The sequence below is a fragment of the Pseudomonas sp. A-B-19 genome (genome assembly GCF_019947515.1).
Lineage (GTDB): Bacteria > Pseudomonadota > Gammaproteobacteria > Pseudomonadales > Pseudomonadaceae > Aquipseudomonas.
Map to the genome: position 1 here is coordinate 33,027 of NZ_JAGYGN010000002.1, position 14,980 is coordinate 48,006.

Consider the following 14,980-nt stretch of genomic DNA (forward strand, 5'->3'; position numbering starts at 1 on the left):
GGCTTGTTGTGGCGAGGGAGCTTGCTCCCGCTGGGGCGCGAAGCGGCCCTAAACCCTGCAATCGCACCCTGCCTGACACACCGCGCGTTTCGGCGGCTGCTTCGCAGCCGAGCGGGACGGTGCGGCGATCCGACAAGCTCCCTCGCCACAACAAGCCTCTCTAGCCGCTGCTACTTACTTCTCAGGCATTGGCATCGGAAACGGCATGACATTGCCGACCGCGCCACGGGCTTCGCTGATTTTCGGTGTTCCCATACGCTCGACTTCGTCGATACGCACGATCGAATGCATCGGTACAAAACTACGCACTACGCCTTCGAACTGAGCCTTGAGTTTTTCTTCGCTCGGATCGACGACCACTTGCGTGCGCTCGCCAAAGACGAACTCTTCCACTTCCAGAAAGCCCCACAGATCACTTTGATAGATCTGCTTGGCGTACATTTCGAACACCTGGCCCTGGTTGAGGAAAATCACCTTGTAGATTGGAGCTTCACGTTTGGTCATGGCTGGCGAAACACATCGGGGGATAAAAATGAGGGCGCGAACTATAGCATAGCCATCGGACGCGCAGCGGTAGGAACCACGGGACATGTCACCTATAATGCGCGGTTCTTTGAATCAGGTGATGACTCTTTCCATGGCCAAGAAGCTTTACATCGAAACCCACGGTTGCCAGATGAACGAGTACGACAGCTCGCGCATGGTCGATCTGCTGGGCGAACATCAGGCCCTGGAAGTCACCGCCCGCGCTGAAGACGCCGACGTGATCCTGCTCAACACCTGCTCGATCCGCGAACGTGCCCAGGATCGCGTCTACTCCCAGCTCGGCCGCTGGCGCGAGCTGAAACTGGCCAACCCGGACATGGTGATCGCCGTCGGCGGTTGCGTGGCCAGCCAGGAAGGCGCAGCCATCCGTGATCGCGCGCCGTACGTCGACGTGGTCTTCGGCCCGCAGACCCTGCACCGTCTGCCGGAAATGATCGACGCCGCGCGCATCAGCAAGCTGCCGCAAGTGGACGTCTCGTTCCCGGAAATCGAAAAATTCGACCATCTGCCCGAACCACGCATCGACGGCCCGAGCGCTTACGTGTCGGTGATGGAAGGTTGCAGCAAATACTGCACGTTCTGCGTGGTGCCCTACACCCGCGGTGAAGAAGTCAGCCGGCCGTTCGACGACGTGATTGCCGAGATCATCCACCTGGCCGAAAACGGCGTGCGCGAAGTGACGCTGCTGGGGCAGAACGTCAACGGCTATCGCGGCCTCACCCATGACGGGCGTCTGGCGGATCTGGCCGAACTGATCCGCGTGGTCGCCGCGGTCGACGGCATCGACCGCATCCGTTACACCACGTCGCATCCGCTGGAGTTCTCCGACAGCCTGATCCAGGCCCACGCCGACGTGCCGGAACTGGTCAAGCACCTGCACTTGCCAGTGCAGTCGGGCTCGGACCGCATCCTCGCCGCGATGAAGCGCAACCACACCGCACTGGAATACAAATCCAAACTGCGCAAACTGCGCGCCGCCGTGCCGGGGATCTGCATCAGCTCAGACTTCATCGTCGGTTTCCCGGGCGAGACCGAGAAAGATTTCGAACAAACCATGAAACTGGTTGCCGACGTCGGCTTCGACTTTTCCTACTCGTTCGTCTACAGCCAGCGTCCCGGCACACCGGCCGCCGACCTGGCGGACGACACGTCGCAAGAGCTGAAAAAAGAACGCCTGAATGCCCTGCAACATCGCTTGAACCAGCAAGGTTTCGAGATCAGCCGACAAATGGTCGGTTCGATCCAGCGGATCCTGGTAACCGATTATTCGAAAAAAGACCCGGGCGAGCTGCAAGGCCGGACCGAGAATAACCGGATCGTCAACTTCCGCTGCGACAATCCGACCCTGATCGGCCAGTTCGCGGACGTGCACATCGATGCCGCGCAACCGCATTCTCTGCGGGGTTCGCTGGTCCAATAACACCGCATCCCCTTGTAGGAGCGAGCTTGCTCGCGATGTTCGTCAACGATGGTGCGTACATCCTGACTGAACGCGGAGCCCTTAAGCCCTTCGCGAGCAAGCTCGCTCCTACAAGGTCCGCGCCAACTGCGGATATCGGATTGGATTATTTAAGAGCTTTCGCGCCCACGCCACTGGCGCTATCCTTGATTCATCCCAATTGCCCCAGGGCGGCTAAATACGACCTTGAACGCACCCATAGAACCACATCGTTTCATCCTCGAGCCTTTTGAAGCTCGTCGCTTCGCCAATCTGTGCGGGCAATTCGACGAGCATTTGCGCTTGATCGAACAGCGCCTGACCATCGAGATCCGCAATCGCGGAAACCAGTTCGAGCTGATCGGCGAACCCAAACACACCTCCTCCGCGGAAAACCTCCTGCGCCGCCTGTACCGGGAAACCAAGGGTACCGAGCTGTCGCCGGACATGGTCCACCTGTTCCTGCAGGAATCGGCCGTCGAACAGCTGGACAATCACTCCCCCGCCGAACCTTCCGTGGCCCTGCGCACCAAGAAAGGCATGATTCGCCCCCGCGGTTTGAATCAAGTGCGCTACGTGAAGGAAATTCTCGGTAACGACATCAACTTCGGCATCGGTCCGGCCGGTACCGGCAAGACCTATCTGGCCGTGGCTTGCGCTGTGGATGCACTGGAGCGCGAGCAGATCCGCCGCATCCTGCTGGTGCGTCCGGCAGTCGAAGCGGGTGAAAAACTCGGCTTTCTGCCCGGCGACCTCGCACAGAAAATCGACCCGTACCTGCGCCCGCTCTACGACGCGCTCTACGAAATGCTCGGCTTCGAATACGTCGCCAAGCTGATCGAACGCCAGGTGATCGAAGTCGCGCCGCTGGCCTACATGCGTGGCCGTACGTTGAACAACAGCTTCATCATTCTCGACGAAAGCCAGAACACCACGGTCGAGCAGATGAAGATGTTCCTGACCCGGATCGGCTTCGGCTCCACAGCCGTCATCACCGGGGACATCACCCAGGTCGACCTGCCACGCGGTACCAAGTCCGGCCTGCACCACGTGATAGAAGTGCTCAAGGAAGTGCCGGGAATCAGCTTCACCCATTTCCAGCCCAAGGACGTCGTGCGCCACCCACTGGTGCAACGGATTGTCGAAGCCTATGAGCGCTTCGAAATCAAAGCGGCCGATGATGCAGCCGCCAAGGATAGCCGCCGCGATGCTTGAGCTTGACCTGCAAATCGCCACCCAAGCCCCCGCCCCCAGCGAAGCCGAATTCCGCCAGTGGTGCGAGCTGGCTTTGCGCCAGCGCACCGCCGACTCGGAGATGACCATTCGTCTGGTCGACGAAGCCGAAGGCCGCGAGCTGAACCACACCTGGCGGCAAAAGGATTACGCAACTAACGTCTTGTCATTCCCGGCCGATGTGCCGGATGAGTTCCTCGACATCCCGCTGCTGGGCGATCTGGTGATCTGCGTGGCCGTGGTCGAGCGCGAAGCCGCCGAGCAAGCCAAGGAGCTCAAGGCCCATTGGGCACACTTGGTGATTCACGGCTGCCTGCATCTGCTCGGTTACGACCATATTGATGACGAAGAAGCCGAAGAGATGGAAGCACTGGAACGAACGTTGCTTGCAGAACTGGGCTTTCCCGATCCGTACGCGGACGACGAAACCGATTTATCCCCCACCGAAACAACAAAGGATTCAGAGTAATCGCTATGAGCGAAGATCGATCGAGCAATGGGCAGAAGTCATGGCTGGGTAAGCTCACCCAGGCTTTTGCCCACGAGCCGAAAAACCGCCAGGAGCTGCTGGAGCTGCTGCGCGATGCACACCAGAACAAACTGCTGGACAGCGAAGCGCTGGCCATCGTCGAAGGCGCCATCCAGGTGGCTGACTTGCAGGTTCGGGACATCATGGTCCCGCGCTCGCAAATGGTCAGCATCAAGGCGACCCAGACACCCCGCGAGTTCCTGCCTGCCGTGGTCGACTCCGCCCACTCCCGTTACCCGGTGATCGGCGAAAGCCACGATGACGTGATGGGCGTGTTGCTGGCCAAGGACTTGTTGCCGTTGATCCTCAAGGAGAACGGCGACAATTTCAACATCAAGGACCTGCTGCGCCCGGCCACTTTCGTGCCGGAATCCAAGCGCCTTAACGTGCTGTTGCGTGAATTTCGCGCCAATCACAACCACATGGCCATCGTCATCGACGAGTACGGCGGCGTGGCAGGCCTGGTGACCATCGAAGACGTGCTGGAGCAAATCGTCGGCGACATCGAAGACGAACACGACGTCGAAGAAGACAGCTACATCAAGCCGCTGCCCAGCGGTGATTTCCTGATCAAGGCCCTGACACCGATCGAGAACTTCAACGATTTTTTCGACAGCGAGTTCTCCGACGATGAGTTCGACACCGTTGGCGGCCTGGTGATGAGCGCGTTCGGGCATTTGCCAAAACGTAACGAAATCACCGAAATCGGCCCGTACCGCTTCCGCATCCTGAACGCCGACAGCCGTCGGATTCACTTGCTTCGCCTGACGCCCATTGCTCGCTAAGGATTGAAATGCGCTGGACAACCCGCCCCGGCTGGCCCGGTAACCTGCTGGCCGTGGCGGCCGGTGCAATCACCACCCTGGCCCTGGCGCCGTTCGATATCTGGCCACTGGCGCTGCTCGCCGTCGGCCTGTTCTATGCCGGCTTGCGCGAACTGAGTCCACGCCAGGCGCTGGGGCGCGGCTGGTGTTTCGGTTTCGGCCTGTTCGGTGCCGGCACCAGCTGGATCTACTACAGCATCCACCACTTCGGCGGCGCGTCGATGCTGCTGGCCGGCTTCCTGATGCTGATCTTCACAGCGGCGATTGCCTGGTTCTTTGCCCTGCCCGCCTGGATTTGGGCGCGCTGGCTGCGTCGCAATGAGGCACCGCTGGCCGACGCGCTGGCCTTCGCAGCGCTGTGGGTTGGCCAGGAAGCTTTCCGTGGCTGGTTCCTGACCGGTTTCCCGTGGCTGTATTCCGGTTACAGCCAGCTCGATGGCCCGCTGGCCGGGCTTGCTCCCATCGGCGGGATGTGGCTGATTTCCTTTACCCTGGCCCTGACAGCTGCGCTGATCTACAACGGCTTGCGCCTGGTTCGCACAGGCCGTAAAGGCTTCATCGCTGCCGGTGCATTGTTGCTGGTCGGGCCATGGCTGGTCGGTATGGCCCTCAAACATCATGCCTGGACCAGCCCGTCGGGCCCGCCACTGAGCGTCGCCGCCATTCAGGGCAACGTCGAACAAAGCATGAAGTGGGACCCGGCGCAGCTCAACGCGCAACTGGAGTTGTACCGCGACATGAGTTTCAGCTCCAGGCGAGCGGACCTTCTCATTTGGCCGGAAACGGCGATCCCGGTGCTCAAGGAGTCCGCCGAGGGCTACCTGAACATGATGGGCAGCTTCGCGGCCGAACGTAAATCGGCGTTCATTACCGGCGTCCCGGTGCGCATGGAAGTACGCCACGAAAAGCGTTTCTTCAATGGCATCACCGCTACCGGTGAAGGCGACGGCACTTACCTGAAGCAAAAACTGGTGCCGTTTGGTGAATATGTCCCCTTGCAGGACATGCTGCGTGGGCTGATCGCATTCTTCGACCTGCCAATGTCGGACTTCGCTCGCGGCCCGGCCGACCAGCCACTGCTGCAAGCCAAGGGTTATCAGATCGCGCCGTTCATCTGCTATGAAGTGGTTTATCCGGAGTTCGCCGCCAGCCTTGCCGCCCGCAGCGACCTGCTGCTGACCATCAGCAACGACACCTGGTTCGGCACCTCCATCGGCCCCCTGCAACACCTGCAGATGGCGCAGATGCGTGCACTGGAGGCCGGGCGCTGGATGATCCGCGCCACCAACAACGGCGTATCCGGTCTGATCAACCCGTTTGGTCAGATTACCGATCAGATCCCGCAGTTCGAACGCGGCACCCTGTATGGCGAAGTGGTGCCAATGCACAATCTCACGCCATACCTGGAATGGCGTTCGTGGCCATTGCTCATTGTCTGCGTGTTGTTGTTCGGTTGGGCATTGATTGCGAGCCGGATGGCCAAGACCGTCTGAACTGACACTGCATCAAACCTGTAGGAGCTGGCTTGCCAGCGAAAGCGATGTCACGGCGACCATAGCTTTCGCTGGCAAGCCAGCTCCTACAGGGCGTGGGTAACCGTTCGGTTATCGGTAAAACAACGAATAACCGATCTGCCCCACCGCCTCGTTCATCAATTGCCCGTTTTGCCAGATTGCCTTGAATTCCGGCATCCAGCCACCCAGTGGCCGCGCGTTGTCGCCGCTCAGAAACCCGACCGGCGCCGGCACCACCTCAAACCCGGCCTTGCGGAAACTCCAGACCGCTCGTGGCATATGCCCGGCATGAGTAACGAGCACCACACGCTTGACGCCCTGTGGCAGCAGCACTTCGGCGCTGAACTGCGCATTTTCCCAGGTCGTGCGGCTGCGCCCTTCCTGCCAACGCACGTTCACGCCAAAATCGTCGCGCAAGGAGTCAGCCATCATCTGCGCCTCGCTTGGCGGCGTGCCGTAATGCAAGCCGCCGCTGGTCAGTACCGGCAAGCCGGAAGCCTTGGCCAGCCGCGCGGCAAAGCGCTGGCGCTCCAGGCCGACACCCGTGGGCTGGTCGGCGCCCCAGGCCACGTCACCGCGTTCGCGCCCCGAGCCGAGGACCACGATCGCATCCGCGCGTTGCCCCAGACCTGCCCATTCATCGCGGGCCAGCGGTGGTTCCCGCTCGAGCAGGCCGGCACTCCACTGCACCACCACCGGCAGGCTCATCAGCCAAAAGCCCCCCAGACCCAGCGCAAAGCACACACCGGCAAGCCTTGGCCTGGACCGGCGCAACCACCAGGCAAGCAAAAGCAGCAGCAATAGAATGCCGGGTGGCAAAAGAAGTTGTTTTACGAAATAACGAAAAGGCATTGAGCATCTCCCGGAGATGCCCGAAGCCTAAGTGGGTTGGCGTAATGCGACAATCATTACGTAAGGACTATATTTCAAAAATGCGTGGAGCAAGGTTCTGTGCCCTATTTGAACTGGAAAGACCGGACCTTTACCGCGTCTCTGCCGGGAACCTTGTCCTTGAGCCAGATAATCTTGGCCGAACGCGGTACCTCGAGTTGCTTTACCGCCTCTGACAAGCATCCGTGCGTTTCACGCTCACTGCGATCCAGATACGCCTTGACCAGTGCAAACTCTGCGGAGCTCAAACCACGCAGTTCCAGTTCCAGAGGGTGTTCGTCGCGCAACCGGCCAGCGGTCCTTGCCGCATCCAGGGCCAAGGCCAAACGATCGATCAGCCTTTCGTACAGCTCCGGTTTTGTAGCTTTTTGCTGAGACTCAACCATCCCTCACCTCATTGGAAGATAAGACCTACTCCCCAGTTAGAGCTTAGCTTCCATGAACAAACCGGCTGAACGCCGCGACCAACGGCCCTCGCAGCGGTTTTTGCAGGACGTGCGGCAGCAATCAGGGTTTCCCTCGGTAGAGCACGGTCATGTATGCTACGGCGCTTCCTGTAACTCCACTTCCAGCTCGGCTGGGCCTCGAAAACGCCAATGTGGCGAGATCAGCGTCCAGCGTTGCATTGAAGAGGATTAGGCCACCCCTATTCAGTTCAAAAGTAGCCATGCACGAACAATATCAGCCCCGTGAAATCGAAGCCGCCGCCCAGTCGTTCTGGGACGAGCAAAAGTCCTTTGAAGTCAGTGAACAGCCAGGCAAGGAGACGTACTACTGCCTGTCGATGTTCCCTTACCCCAGCGGCAAGCTACACATGGGGCACGTGCGCAACTACACCATCGGCGACGTGATCTCCCGCTACCAGCGCATGCAAGGCAAGAACGTTCTGCAACCCATGGGTTGGGACGCCTTCGGCATGCCGGCGGAAAACGCCGCGATGAAGAACAACGTAGCGCCCGCCAAGTGGACCTACGAAAACATCGCCTACATGAAGACCCAGCTGCGCAGCCTGGGCCTGGCGGTGGACTGGTCGCGCGAAGTGACCACCTGCAAGCCCGATTACTACCGCTGGGAACAATGGCTGTTCACCCGCCTGTTCGAAAAAGGCGTGATTTACAAAAAAAGCGGCACCGTGAACTGGGACCCGATCGACCAGACCGTCCTGGCCAACGAGCAAGTGATCGACGGTCGCGGCTGGCGTTCCGGCGCGCTGATCGAAAAGCGCGAAATCCCGATGTACTACTTCAAGATCACCGCCTACGCGGATGAGCTGCTGGAGAGCCTCGACGACCTGCCGGGCTGGCCTGAACAGGTCAAGACCATGCAGCGCAACTGGATCGGCAAATCCCGCGGCATGGAAGTACAGTTCCCGTACAACGTCGACTCCATCGGCGAAGTGGGCGTGCTGAAAGTCTTCACCACCCGTCCGGATACTCTCATGGGCGCGACCTACGTCGCTGTGGCCGCCGAACACCACCTGGCCACCCTCGCCGCACAGAACAATCCTGAGCTGCAAGCGTTCATTGCTGAATGCAAGGGCGGCAGCGTGGCTGAAGCCGACGTCGCCACCCAGGAGAAAAAAGGCCTGCCGACCGGCCTGTTCGTCGAGCACCCGCTGACCGGTGAAAAACTGCCGGTCTGGGTCGCCAACTATGTGCTGATGCACTACGGCGATGGCGCGGTGATGGCAGTCCCGGCTCACGACGAGCGCGATTTCGAGTTCGCCCACAAGTACAACCTGCCGGTCAAATCGGTCGTGCGCACCAGTTCCGGTGACAGCAACCCGGCGCCATGGCAAGACGCCTACGGCGAGTACGGCACGCTGATCAATTCCGGCGAGTTCGACGGCCTCGACTTCGCGGGTGCCTTCGACGCCATCGAAGTGGCGCTGATCAAGAAAGAACTGGGCGCCTCGCGCACCCAGTTCCGCCTGCGCGACTGGGGCATCAGCCGTCAACGCTACTGGGGCTGCCCGATCCCGATCATCCACTGCAACACCTGCGGTGATGTGCCGGTACCGGAAGATCAATTGCCGGTCGTACTGCCGGAAGACGTGGTGCCGGACGGTGCTGGCTCGCCACTGGCGCGCATGCCTGAGTTCTACGAGTGCAGTTGCCCCAAATGTGGCCAGCCTGCCAAGCGTGAAACCGACACCATGGACACCTTCGTCGAGTCGTCGTGGTACTACGCCCGCTACGCCTCGCCGCACTTTGAAGGTGGCCTCGTGGAAAAATCCGCAGCCGACCACTGGCTGCCGGTGGATCAGTACATTGGCGGTATCGAACACGCGATCCTGCACCTGCTCTACGCGCGCTTCTTCCACAAATTGATGCGTGACGAAGGCCTGGTGAGCTCCAACGAGCCGTTCAAGAACCTGCTGACCCAGGGCATGGTGATCGCCGAGACTTACTATCGTCGCGAAGCCAATGGCGCTTACACCTGGTTCAACCCGGCGGACGTCGAGCTTGAGCGTGACAGCAAGGCCAAGGTTATCAGCGCCAAATTGAAAGCTGACGGCTTGCCGGTGGAAATCGGCGGCACCGAGAAGATGGCCAAATCGAAGAACAACGGTGTCGACCCACAGTCGATGATCGACCAGTTCGGTGCAGACACCTGCCGCCTGTTCATGATGTTCGCCTCGCCACCTGACATGAGCGCGGAATGGTCTGACTCCGGCGTGGAAGGCTCGCACCGTTTCCTCAAGCGTGTCTGGCGTCTGGCTCAAGCGCACGTCACCCAGGGCCTGCCGGGCAAACTGGACGTCGCCAGCCTGAATGACGAGCAGAAAGCCGTTCGTCGCTCGATCCACCTGGCCATCAAGCAGGCCAGTCAGGACGTCGGCCAGAACCACAAATTCAACACCGCCATCGCCCAGGTGATGACGCTGATGAACGTGCTGGAAAAAGCCGCGCAAGGCACCGAGCAGGATCGCGCACTGATTCACGAGGGCCTGGAAACCGTGACTCTGCTGCTGGCTCCGATCACGCCGCACATCAGCCACGAACTGTGGAATCAACTGGGTCACGCTGATCCTGTGATCGACGCCAGTTGGCCAGTGCAGGACGACAGCGCACTGGTGCAGGACAGCCTGACGCTCGTCATCCAGGTCAACGGCAAGCTGCGTGGCCAGATCGAAATGCCCGCCAGTGCCAGCCGCGAAGAAGTCGAAGCCGCCGCCCGCGCCAACGACAACGTCCTGCGCTTCGTCGACGGTCTGACCATCCGTAAAGTGATCGTAGTGCCCGGGAAACTGGTCAATATCGTCGCCAGTTAATTGGATCGGGCGCCAGGTGAGCCTGGCGCCGAGTAAAACCTTTCGGGCCGCTTGATCGGTCCACATGGTTTCAAGGGGAGCAACAAGATGATCAAACGCAATCTGCTGGTGATGGGCCTCGCGGTTTTGCTGAGCGCCTGCGGTTTCCAGCTGCGCGGCACCGGCACCGACGAACTGGCGATCAAGGAACTCGACCTGAGCGCCCGTAACGCCTACGGCCCAACCGTGACCCAGTTGCGTCAGGTACTGGAAGGCAGCGGCGTCAAGGTCTATAACGGCGCACCTTACAAACTGGTGCTGACCGATGAGCAGGAAAGCCAACGCATCCTCAGCTACGCCGGTGCCGGTCGTGCTGGCGAATACCAGGTGACCACCGTGCTGAACTATGACATTCGTGGTCGCGGTGACCTGCCACTGGTGAGCGACAAGATTGAAGTGCAGAAAATCTACATGCACGACGGCAACAACCTGGCGGGCTCCGACCAGGAAGCCGCAATGGCCCGGACAGAAGCCCGCCGCGAACTGGTTCAACGCATGATGCTGCGCCTGCAACAACTGACCCCTGGCCAGCTGGATCAGTTGCAGCAGACTGCCGAAGCCAGGGCCAAGGCTGATGCCGCAGCACTGGAATCGGCAAAGAAGGCCGAAGCGGACACCCCGCGTCAGTCGCCTGTCGAACTGCCGCAGCAGTAAGACTTACGGGGTGTTCAGGTACCCCGTTCGCCCTCTCTTATGAAGCTCGCCCCCGCCCAACTCGCCAAACACCTGCAAGGCGCCCTTGCGCCGGTCTACATCATCAGCGGCGATGACCCGTTGTTGTGCCAGGAGGCGGCCGACGCTGTTCGCGCCGCCGCCCGTCAGCAGGGATTCGATGAACGCCAGGTGTTTGCCGCCGACGCCAGTTTCGACTGGGGGACGCTGCTGCAAGCCGGTGCCAGCATGTCGCTGTTCGCCGAAAAGCGCCTGCTGGAACTGCGCTTGCCTTCCGGCAAACCCGGCGACAAAGGTGCCGCAGCGCTGATCGAGTACTGCTCACGTCCGGCTGACGACACCGTACTGCTGATCAGCCTGCCGAAACTCGATGGCAGTGCCCAGAAAACCAAGTGGGGCAAAGCGCTGATCGAAGGACAGCAGACCCAGTTCGTGCAGATCTGGCCAGTCGATGTCGCCCAGTTGCCAAGCTGGATCCGCCAACGTTTGTCCCAGGCCGGGCTTTCCGCCAGCCAGGACGCCGTTGAGCTGATCGCGGCGCGGGTCGAGGGCAATTTGCTGGCCGCCGCCCAGGAAATCGAAAAGCTCAAGCTGATGGCCGAAGGGGGTCAGATCACCGTTGAAACCGTACAGGCGGCGGTGGCCGACAGTGCGCGCTTCGACGTCTTTGGCCTGACTGATGCGGTGCTCAATGGTGAAGCGGCCCATGCGTTGCGCATGCTCGAAGGCTTGCGCGGTGAAGGCGTCGAGCCGCCGGTGATTCTCTGGGCCCTGGCCCGGGAGTTGCGCCTGCTGGCCAATATTTCCCTGCAATACAGCCAGGGTACACCACTGGACAAGGCCTTCAGCCAGGCTAAACCGCCAGTCTGGGACAAACGCAAACCGCTGATGAGCAAAGCCCTGCAACGCTACTCGGCACAACGCTGGGCGCAACTTTTGCTCGAAGCCCAGCGTATCGACGCGCAGATCAAAGGCCAGGCGGCTGGTTCGCCGTGGATGAGTCTGAGCCGGTTGACGTTGTTGATGGCGGGCCAAAAATTGGCGTTGCCTGCCGAGTGAGATCAAGAGATCGTAGCCTTCGGCAGCTCCTACGGATTGAAACGCGATCTTATGTAGGAGCTGCCGAAGGCTACGATCTCTTGATCTTTCTTCCTACAAAATCCACATCCATCGCCCCTATAGACAGAACCCTCACTTCGGCCGATGATTTGCCCCGCAAAAACCACTCACTTGCGAGGCATCACCATGAGCAAAAAGCCATCAACGCATGGCCCCAACAAAGCCAAATCCATCATCGCCCAGCCATTGTTCCGCAGCCGCCAGGAACGCCCCGCCAAGGGCAAAGGCAGTTACCGCCGCGAAGCCTTCCAGTCTGACAGCTGGGAGGCTTCTTGCTTTCTGGCGGCCTGAAAGGCAAGCATCCGCTCAACATGTTAAGGTCTGCACCTGATCCGTATTCCCTGGACCCGTGCATGCCCTTTTGTCTTTCCCGTCGTTGGCACTTGCGCCAATTGATCGCTGCCTCCAGCCTCGTTTTGCTAGTCGCCTGTGCGGAAAAACCCACCGCAGCCGACGCCCAGCCGCTTCAGACCCTCCCTGTCGCCACCGCCCCGGCGATTGTTCCGCCTGTGGTTCCCAGCGGTGACAACCTCGACATCCAACCCACCCAGACCTTCGCCGAATGGCAGGCGGGTTTCCGCAAGGATGCCTTGGCCGCCGGAATCCGCGCCGATCTGTTTGATCGCGCTTTCGCCGATGTCAGCTTCGACCCCAGTGTGATTCGTGCCGATCGCAGCCAGCCGGAATTCGCAAAACCGGTGTGGGAATATCTCGATGGCGCCTTGTCGCCGCTGCGGGTACGCAAAGGCCAGTCGCTGGTCAACCAGTACGCTGACATCCTGCAAAGCATCGAGCAGCGTTACGGCGTTGATCGTCAGGCGCTGGTGGCCGTGTGGGGCATGGAAAGCAACTTTGGCCAGTTCCAGGGCAGCAAGTCGGTGATCAACTCGCTGGCGACCCTGGCCTACGAAGGCCGTCGCCCCGGTTTCGCCCACGCACAATTGATTGCCGCCCTGCAAATCCTGCAGCAAGGCGATATCGAACCCGAGAAGATGCTCGGATCCTGGGCCGGTGCCATGGGCCAGACCCAGTTCATCCCGACCACCTACAACACCCATGCCGTCGACTTCGATGGTGATGGGCGCCGCGATATCTGGGGCAGTTCGGCCGATGCCCTGGCCTCGACTGCGCATTACCTGCAAAGCTCAGGCTGGCAGAGAGGCCAGCCGTGGGGCTTCGAGGTGCAGTTGCCAGGCGGGTTCGACTACGTGCTGGCCGACGGCACGACTCGCAAGAGCGTCGCCGAATGGCGGCAACTGGGAATTACCCTGCCCAACGGTAGCCAGGTCCCGGCCGGCTCCGAGCAATTGTCCGCGGCCCTGCTGCTGCCGGCCGGTTACCGTGGCCCGGCGTTCCTGGTGCTCGATAACTTCCGGGCGATCCTCAAGTACAACAACTCGTCATCCTACGCCCTGGGGGTGAGCCTGTTGTCCGAACGCTTCAATGGCGCGGGACTGATCAGCGGCACGTGGCCAAAGGATGACCTGCCACTGAGCCGCACCGAGCGGATCGAGCTGCAAAACCTGCTGAGCACACAAAACTACGATGCCGGCACCGCCGACGGGATCATTGGCGCCAACACGCGCAAGGCGATCCGTAGCGCCCAACAGTCGTTTGGCTGGCCGGCGGACGGGTATCCGACGCACAAGTTGCTGGAAGGGTTGCGTAACCGATAGATTGTCGTATGGCGAATACCGCCATCGCGAGCAAGCTCGCTCCCACAGGTTCAAAGGTGATCACGTCATTTGCGTACACCTCAAACTTTGCAGGAGCGGGCTTGCCCCGGGCGGCGATCCGACGAAGGCGGCCGGTCAGGCGGAGTGGATCTAGCGCCTGACCACTACATCCTGTTCCAACACCAACTCCTTGCTCCCGGCATCCAGCCGCACTAACGCACCCATCGGCAACGTCAGGTTCGGGTTGCAATGCCCGCTGCGCCAGCCGGACAGCACCGGTATCAGCAATGGCTCGAACGTCTGCTTGAGCAAGCGCTCCAGCGCGACCACCTCGACTCCCGCGATGTCCCCCACCAGCACCCCTCGCAGCTTGTGCAGGGTCCCCGCAAGACGCAGATGTGTCAGCAACCGGTCGATGCGATACAGCGGCTCGTTGATATCTTCGATGAACAGAATGACGCCCTCGGCATCGATCTGGTAGGGCGTGCCCATCGTCGCGGCAATCATCGACAGGTTGCCACCGAGCAGGCGCCCATGGGCGACACCCGGTACGATCGTCGTCAATGGGCGGCCAATCGGATGCTTGAGCACGCTACCGGCCCTGCATTGCCCACTGAGCATATTGAAAAAAGAGGATTCGGTAGGTGGCAGCCGCTCACCCAGCAGATCGGCGTTGAGCAGCGGGCCATGGAAGGTCACAAAACCCGCATGACGGCTGATCGCCAAATGCAGCGCGGTGATGTCGCTGTAGCCGATGAATGGCTTGGCGTGGTGGCGCAGCAACTGGAAATCGATGCGATCAAGCAACCGAGGCGTGCCGTATCCACCGCGCAGGCAAATGATGGCATCGACCTGCGGGTCGGTGAACGCGGCGTGCAGGTCATTGAGTCGTACATCGTCGCTGCCGGCGAGGTAGCCATCCTTCTCGAACACCCCCGGAAATATCCGCAGCGAGTAACCACGCGCGCGCATCCAGGCGATGGCCTTGTCGGTATCCAGCGCTGCGGGGCCGGCAGGCGCGATCACGGCGATCAACCCTTGCATCGGCAACGCCGGTACAGGCGTGTGAGGCATGAGCGTGGGGTCAGGTCTTGCGGTCATCCATGGATCTCCCGGCATAGAAGCGTCAAACACACATTAGTCAGGAACGGCGACAAACAGAAGGGGATCAATCGTCCCGTCGTTCGCAGGAAAGGGCCGAAATCACTGTCAGACAGACAAAAAA

Annotated in this window: 14 protein-coding genes; 10 read left to right on the top strand and 4 right to left on the bottom strand. The window is 60.6% G+C overall.

Features of this window, described 5'->3' with window-relative positions; all coding sequences use genetic code 11:
• Positions 1-174: 174 nt before the first annotated feature.
• Positions 175-504, bottom strand: a complete 330-nt coding sequence (locus KGA81_RS02295; protein WP_008052403.1) for a DUF1820 family protein — start codon at positions 502-504, stop codon at positions 175-177.
• Between the two features lie 133 nt (positions 505-637).
• On the opposite strand from KGA81_RS02295, the gene miaB reads away from it, so the two are divergent.
• The 5 genes from miaB (at position 638) to lnt (ending at position 6,063) form a co-directional block, all read left to right on the top strand.
• On the top strand, positions 638-1,966 hold the full coding sequence (miaB, locus tag KGA81_RS02300; RefSeq protein WP_223544397.1) for a tRNA (N6-isopentenyl adenosine(37)-C2)-methylthiotransferase MiaB: 1,329 nt from the start codon (positions 638-640) through the stop codon (positions 1,964-1,966).
• A 225-nt stretch (positions 1,967-2,191) separates the two neighbouring features.
• Positions 2,192-3,199: a PhoH family protein gene (locus KGA81_RS02305; protein WP_223544398.1), complete on the top strand. Its 1,008-nt coding sequence runs from the start codon at positions 2,192-2,194 to the stop codon at positions 3,197-3,199.
• On the top strand, positions 3,192-3,686 hold the full coding sequence (ybeY, locus tag KGA81_RS02310; protein ID WP_223544399.1) for an rRNA maturation RNase YbeY: 495 nt from the start codon (positions 3,192-3,194) through the stop codon (positions 3,684-3,686). Before KGA81_RS02305 ends, ybeY begins: the two co-directional genes overlap by 8 nt.
• Positions 3,687-3,691: 5 nt before the next feature.
• Complete coding sequence (locus KGA81_RS02315; protein WP_108216352.1) at positions 3,692-4,531, top strand: HlyC/CorC family transporter; 840 nt, start codon at positions 3,692-3,694, stop codon at positions 4,529-4,531.
• Between the two features lie 8 nt (positions 4,532-4,539).
• The gene (gene lnt, locus KGA81_RS02320; protein ID WP_223544400.1) at positions 4,540-6,063 is read left to right on the top strand and encodes an apolipoprotein N-acyltransferase; all 1,524 of its coding nucleotides are present in this window, start codon (positions 4,540-4,542) and stop codon (positions 6,061-6,063) included.
• Positions 6,064-6,174: 111 nt separating this feature from the next.
• Here lnt and KGA81_RS02325 read toward each other — a convergent pair whose 3' ends face one another.
• Together KGA81_RS02325 and KGA81_RS02330 are read right to left on the bottom strand one after the other, a co-directional pair.
• A complete protein-coding gene (locus KGA81_RS02325) occupies positions 6,175-6,936 on the bottom strand; it encodes a YdcF family protein (protein ID WP_223544401.1) in 762 nt (253 codons plus the stop codon).
• Between the two features lie 104 nt (positions 6,937-7,040).
• A complete protein-coding gene (locus KGA81_RS02330; RefSeq protein WP_223544402.1) occupies positions 7,041-7,361 on the bottom strand; it encodes a hypothetical protein in 321 nt (106 codons plus the stop codon).
• A gap of 281 nt (positions 7,362-7,642) precedes the next feature.
• Here KGA81_RS02330 and leuS point away from each other — a divergent pair, with 281 nt between their 5' ends.
• From leuS to KGA81_RS02355, 5 genes are all read left to right on the top strand, one after another.
• Positions 7,643-10,249, top strand: a complete 2,607-nt coding sequence (gene leuS, locus KGA81_RS02335; protein WP_223544403.1) for a leucine--tRNA ligase — start codon at positions 7,643-7,645, stop codon at positions 10,247-10,249.
• Between the two features lie 87 nt (positions 10,250-10,336).
• Positions 10,337-10,942, top strand: a complete 606-nt coding sequence (lptE, locus tag KGA81_RS02340) for an LPS assembly lipoprotein LptE (RefSeq protein WP_223544404.1) — start codon at positions 10,337-10,339, stop codon at positions 10,940-10,942.
• Positions 10,943-10,981: 39 nt separating this feature from the next.
• A complete protein-coding gene (gene holA / locus KGA81_RS02345) occupies positions 10,982-12,019 on the top strand; it encodes a DNA polymerase III subunit delta (RefSeq protein ID WP_223544405.1) in 1,038 nt (345 codons plus the stop codon).
• Between the two features lie 186 nt (positions 12,020-12,205).
• On the top strand, positions 12,206-12,370 hold the full coding sequence (gene arfA, locus KGA81_RS02350; protein WP_223544406.1) for an alternative ribosome rescue factor ArfA: 165 nt from the start codon (positions 12,206-12,208) through the stop codon (positions 12,368-12,370).
• Positions 12,371-12,432: 62 nt separating this feature from the next.
• The gene (locus KGA81_RS02355; protein WP_223544407.1) at positions 12,433-13,755 is read left to right on the top strand and encodes a lytic murein transglycosylase; all 1,323 of its coding nucleotides are present in this window, start codon (positions 12,433-12,435) and stop codon (positions 13,753-13,755) included.
• A 150-nt stretch (positions 13,756-13,905) separates the two neighbouring features.
• Here KGA81_RS02355 and KGA81_RS02360 read toward each other — a convergent pair whose 3' ends face one another.
• Positions 13,906-14,856 carry an LD-carboxypeptidase gene (locus KGA81_RS02360; protein WP_223544408.1) on the bottom strand — a complete coding sequence of 317 codons (951 nt, stop codon included), beginning with the start codon at positions 14,854-14,856 and terminating at the stop codon, positions 13,906-13,908.
• Between the last annotated feature and the right edge of the window lie 124 nt (positions 14,857-14,980).

Coding starts and splice junctions, on each gene's coding strand:
- KGA81_RS02295 (WP_008052403.1), bottom strand. CDS start 504: ATGACCAAACGTGAAGCTCCAATCTACAAGGTGATTTTCCTCAACCAG.
- miaB (WP_223544397.1), top strand. CDS start 638: ATGGCCAAGAAGCTTTACATCGAAACCCACGGTTGCCAGATGAACGAG.
- ybeY (WP_223544399.1), top strand. CDS start 3,192: ATGCTTGAGCTTGACCTGCAAATCGCCACCCAAGCCCCCGCCCCCAGC.
- KGA81_RS02315 (WP_108216352.1), top strand. CDS start 3,692: ATGAGCGAAGATCGATCGAGCAATGGGCAGAAGTCATGGCTGGGTAAG.
- lnt (WP_223544400.1), top strand. CDS start 4,540: ATGCGCTGGACAACCCGCCCCGGCTGGCCCGGTAACCTGCTGGCCGTG.
- KGA81_RS02325 (WP_223544401.1), bottom strand. CDS start 6,936: ATGCCTTTTCGTTATTTCGTAAAACAACTTCTTTTGCCACCCGGCATT.
- KGA81_RS02330 (WP_223544402.1), bottom strand. CDS start 7,361: ATGGTTGAGTCTCAGCAAAAAGCTACAAAACCGGAGCTGTACGAAAGG.
- leuS (WP_223544403.1), top strand. CDS start 7,643: ATGCACGAACAATATCAGCCCCGTGAAATCGAAGCCGCCGCCCAGTCG.
- lptE (WP_223544404.1), top strand. CDS start 10,337: ATGATCAAACGCAATCTGCTGGTGATGGGCCTCGCGGTTTTGCTGAGC.
- holA (WP_223544405.1), top strand. CDS start 10,982: ATGAAGCTCGCCCCCGCCCAACTCGCCAAACACCTGCAAGGCGCCCTT.
- arfA (WP_223544406.1), top strand. CDS start 12,206: ATGAGCAAAAAGCCATCAACGCATGGCCCCAACAAAGCCAAATCCATC.
- KGA81_RS02355 (WP_223544407.1), top strand. CDS start 12,433: ATGCCCTTTTGTCTTTCCCGTCGTTGGCACTTGCGCCAATTGATCGCT.
- KGA81_RS02360 (WP_223544408.1), bottom strand. CDS start 14,856: ATGACCGCAAGACCTGACCCCACGCTCATGCCTCACACGCCTGTACCG.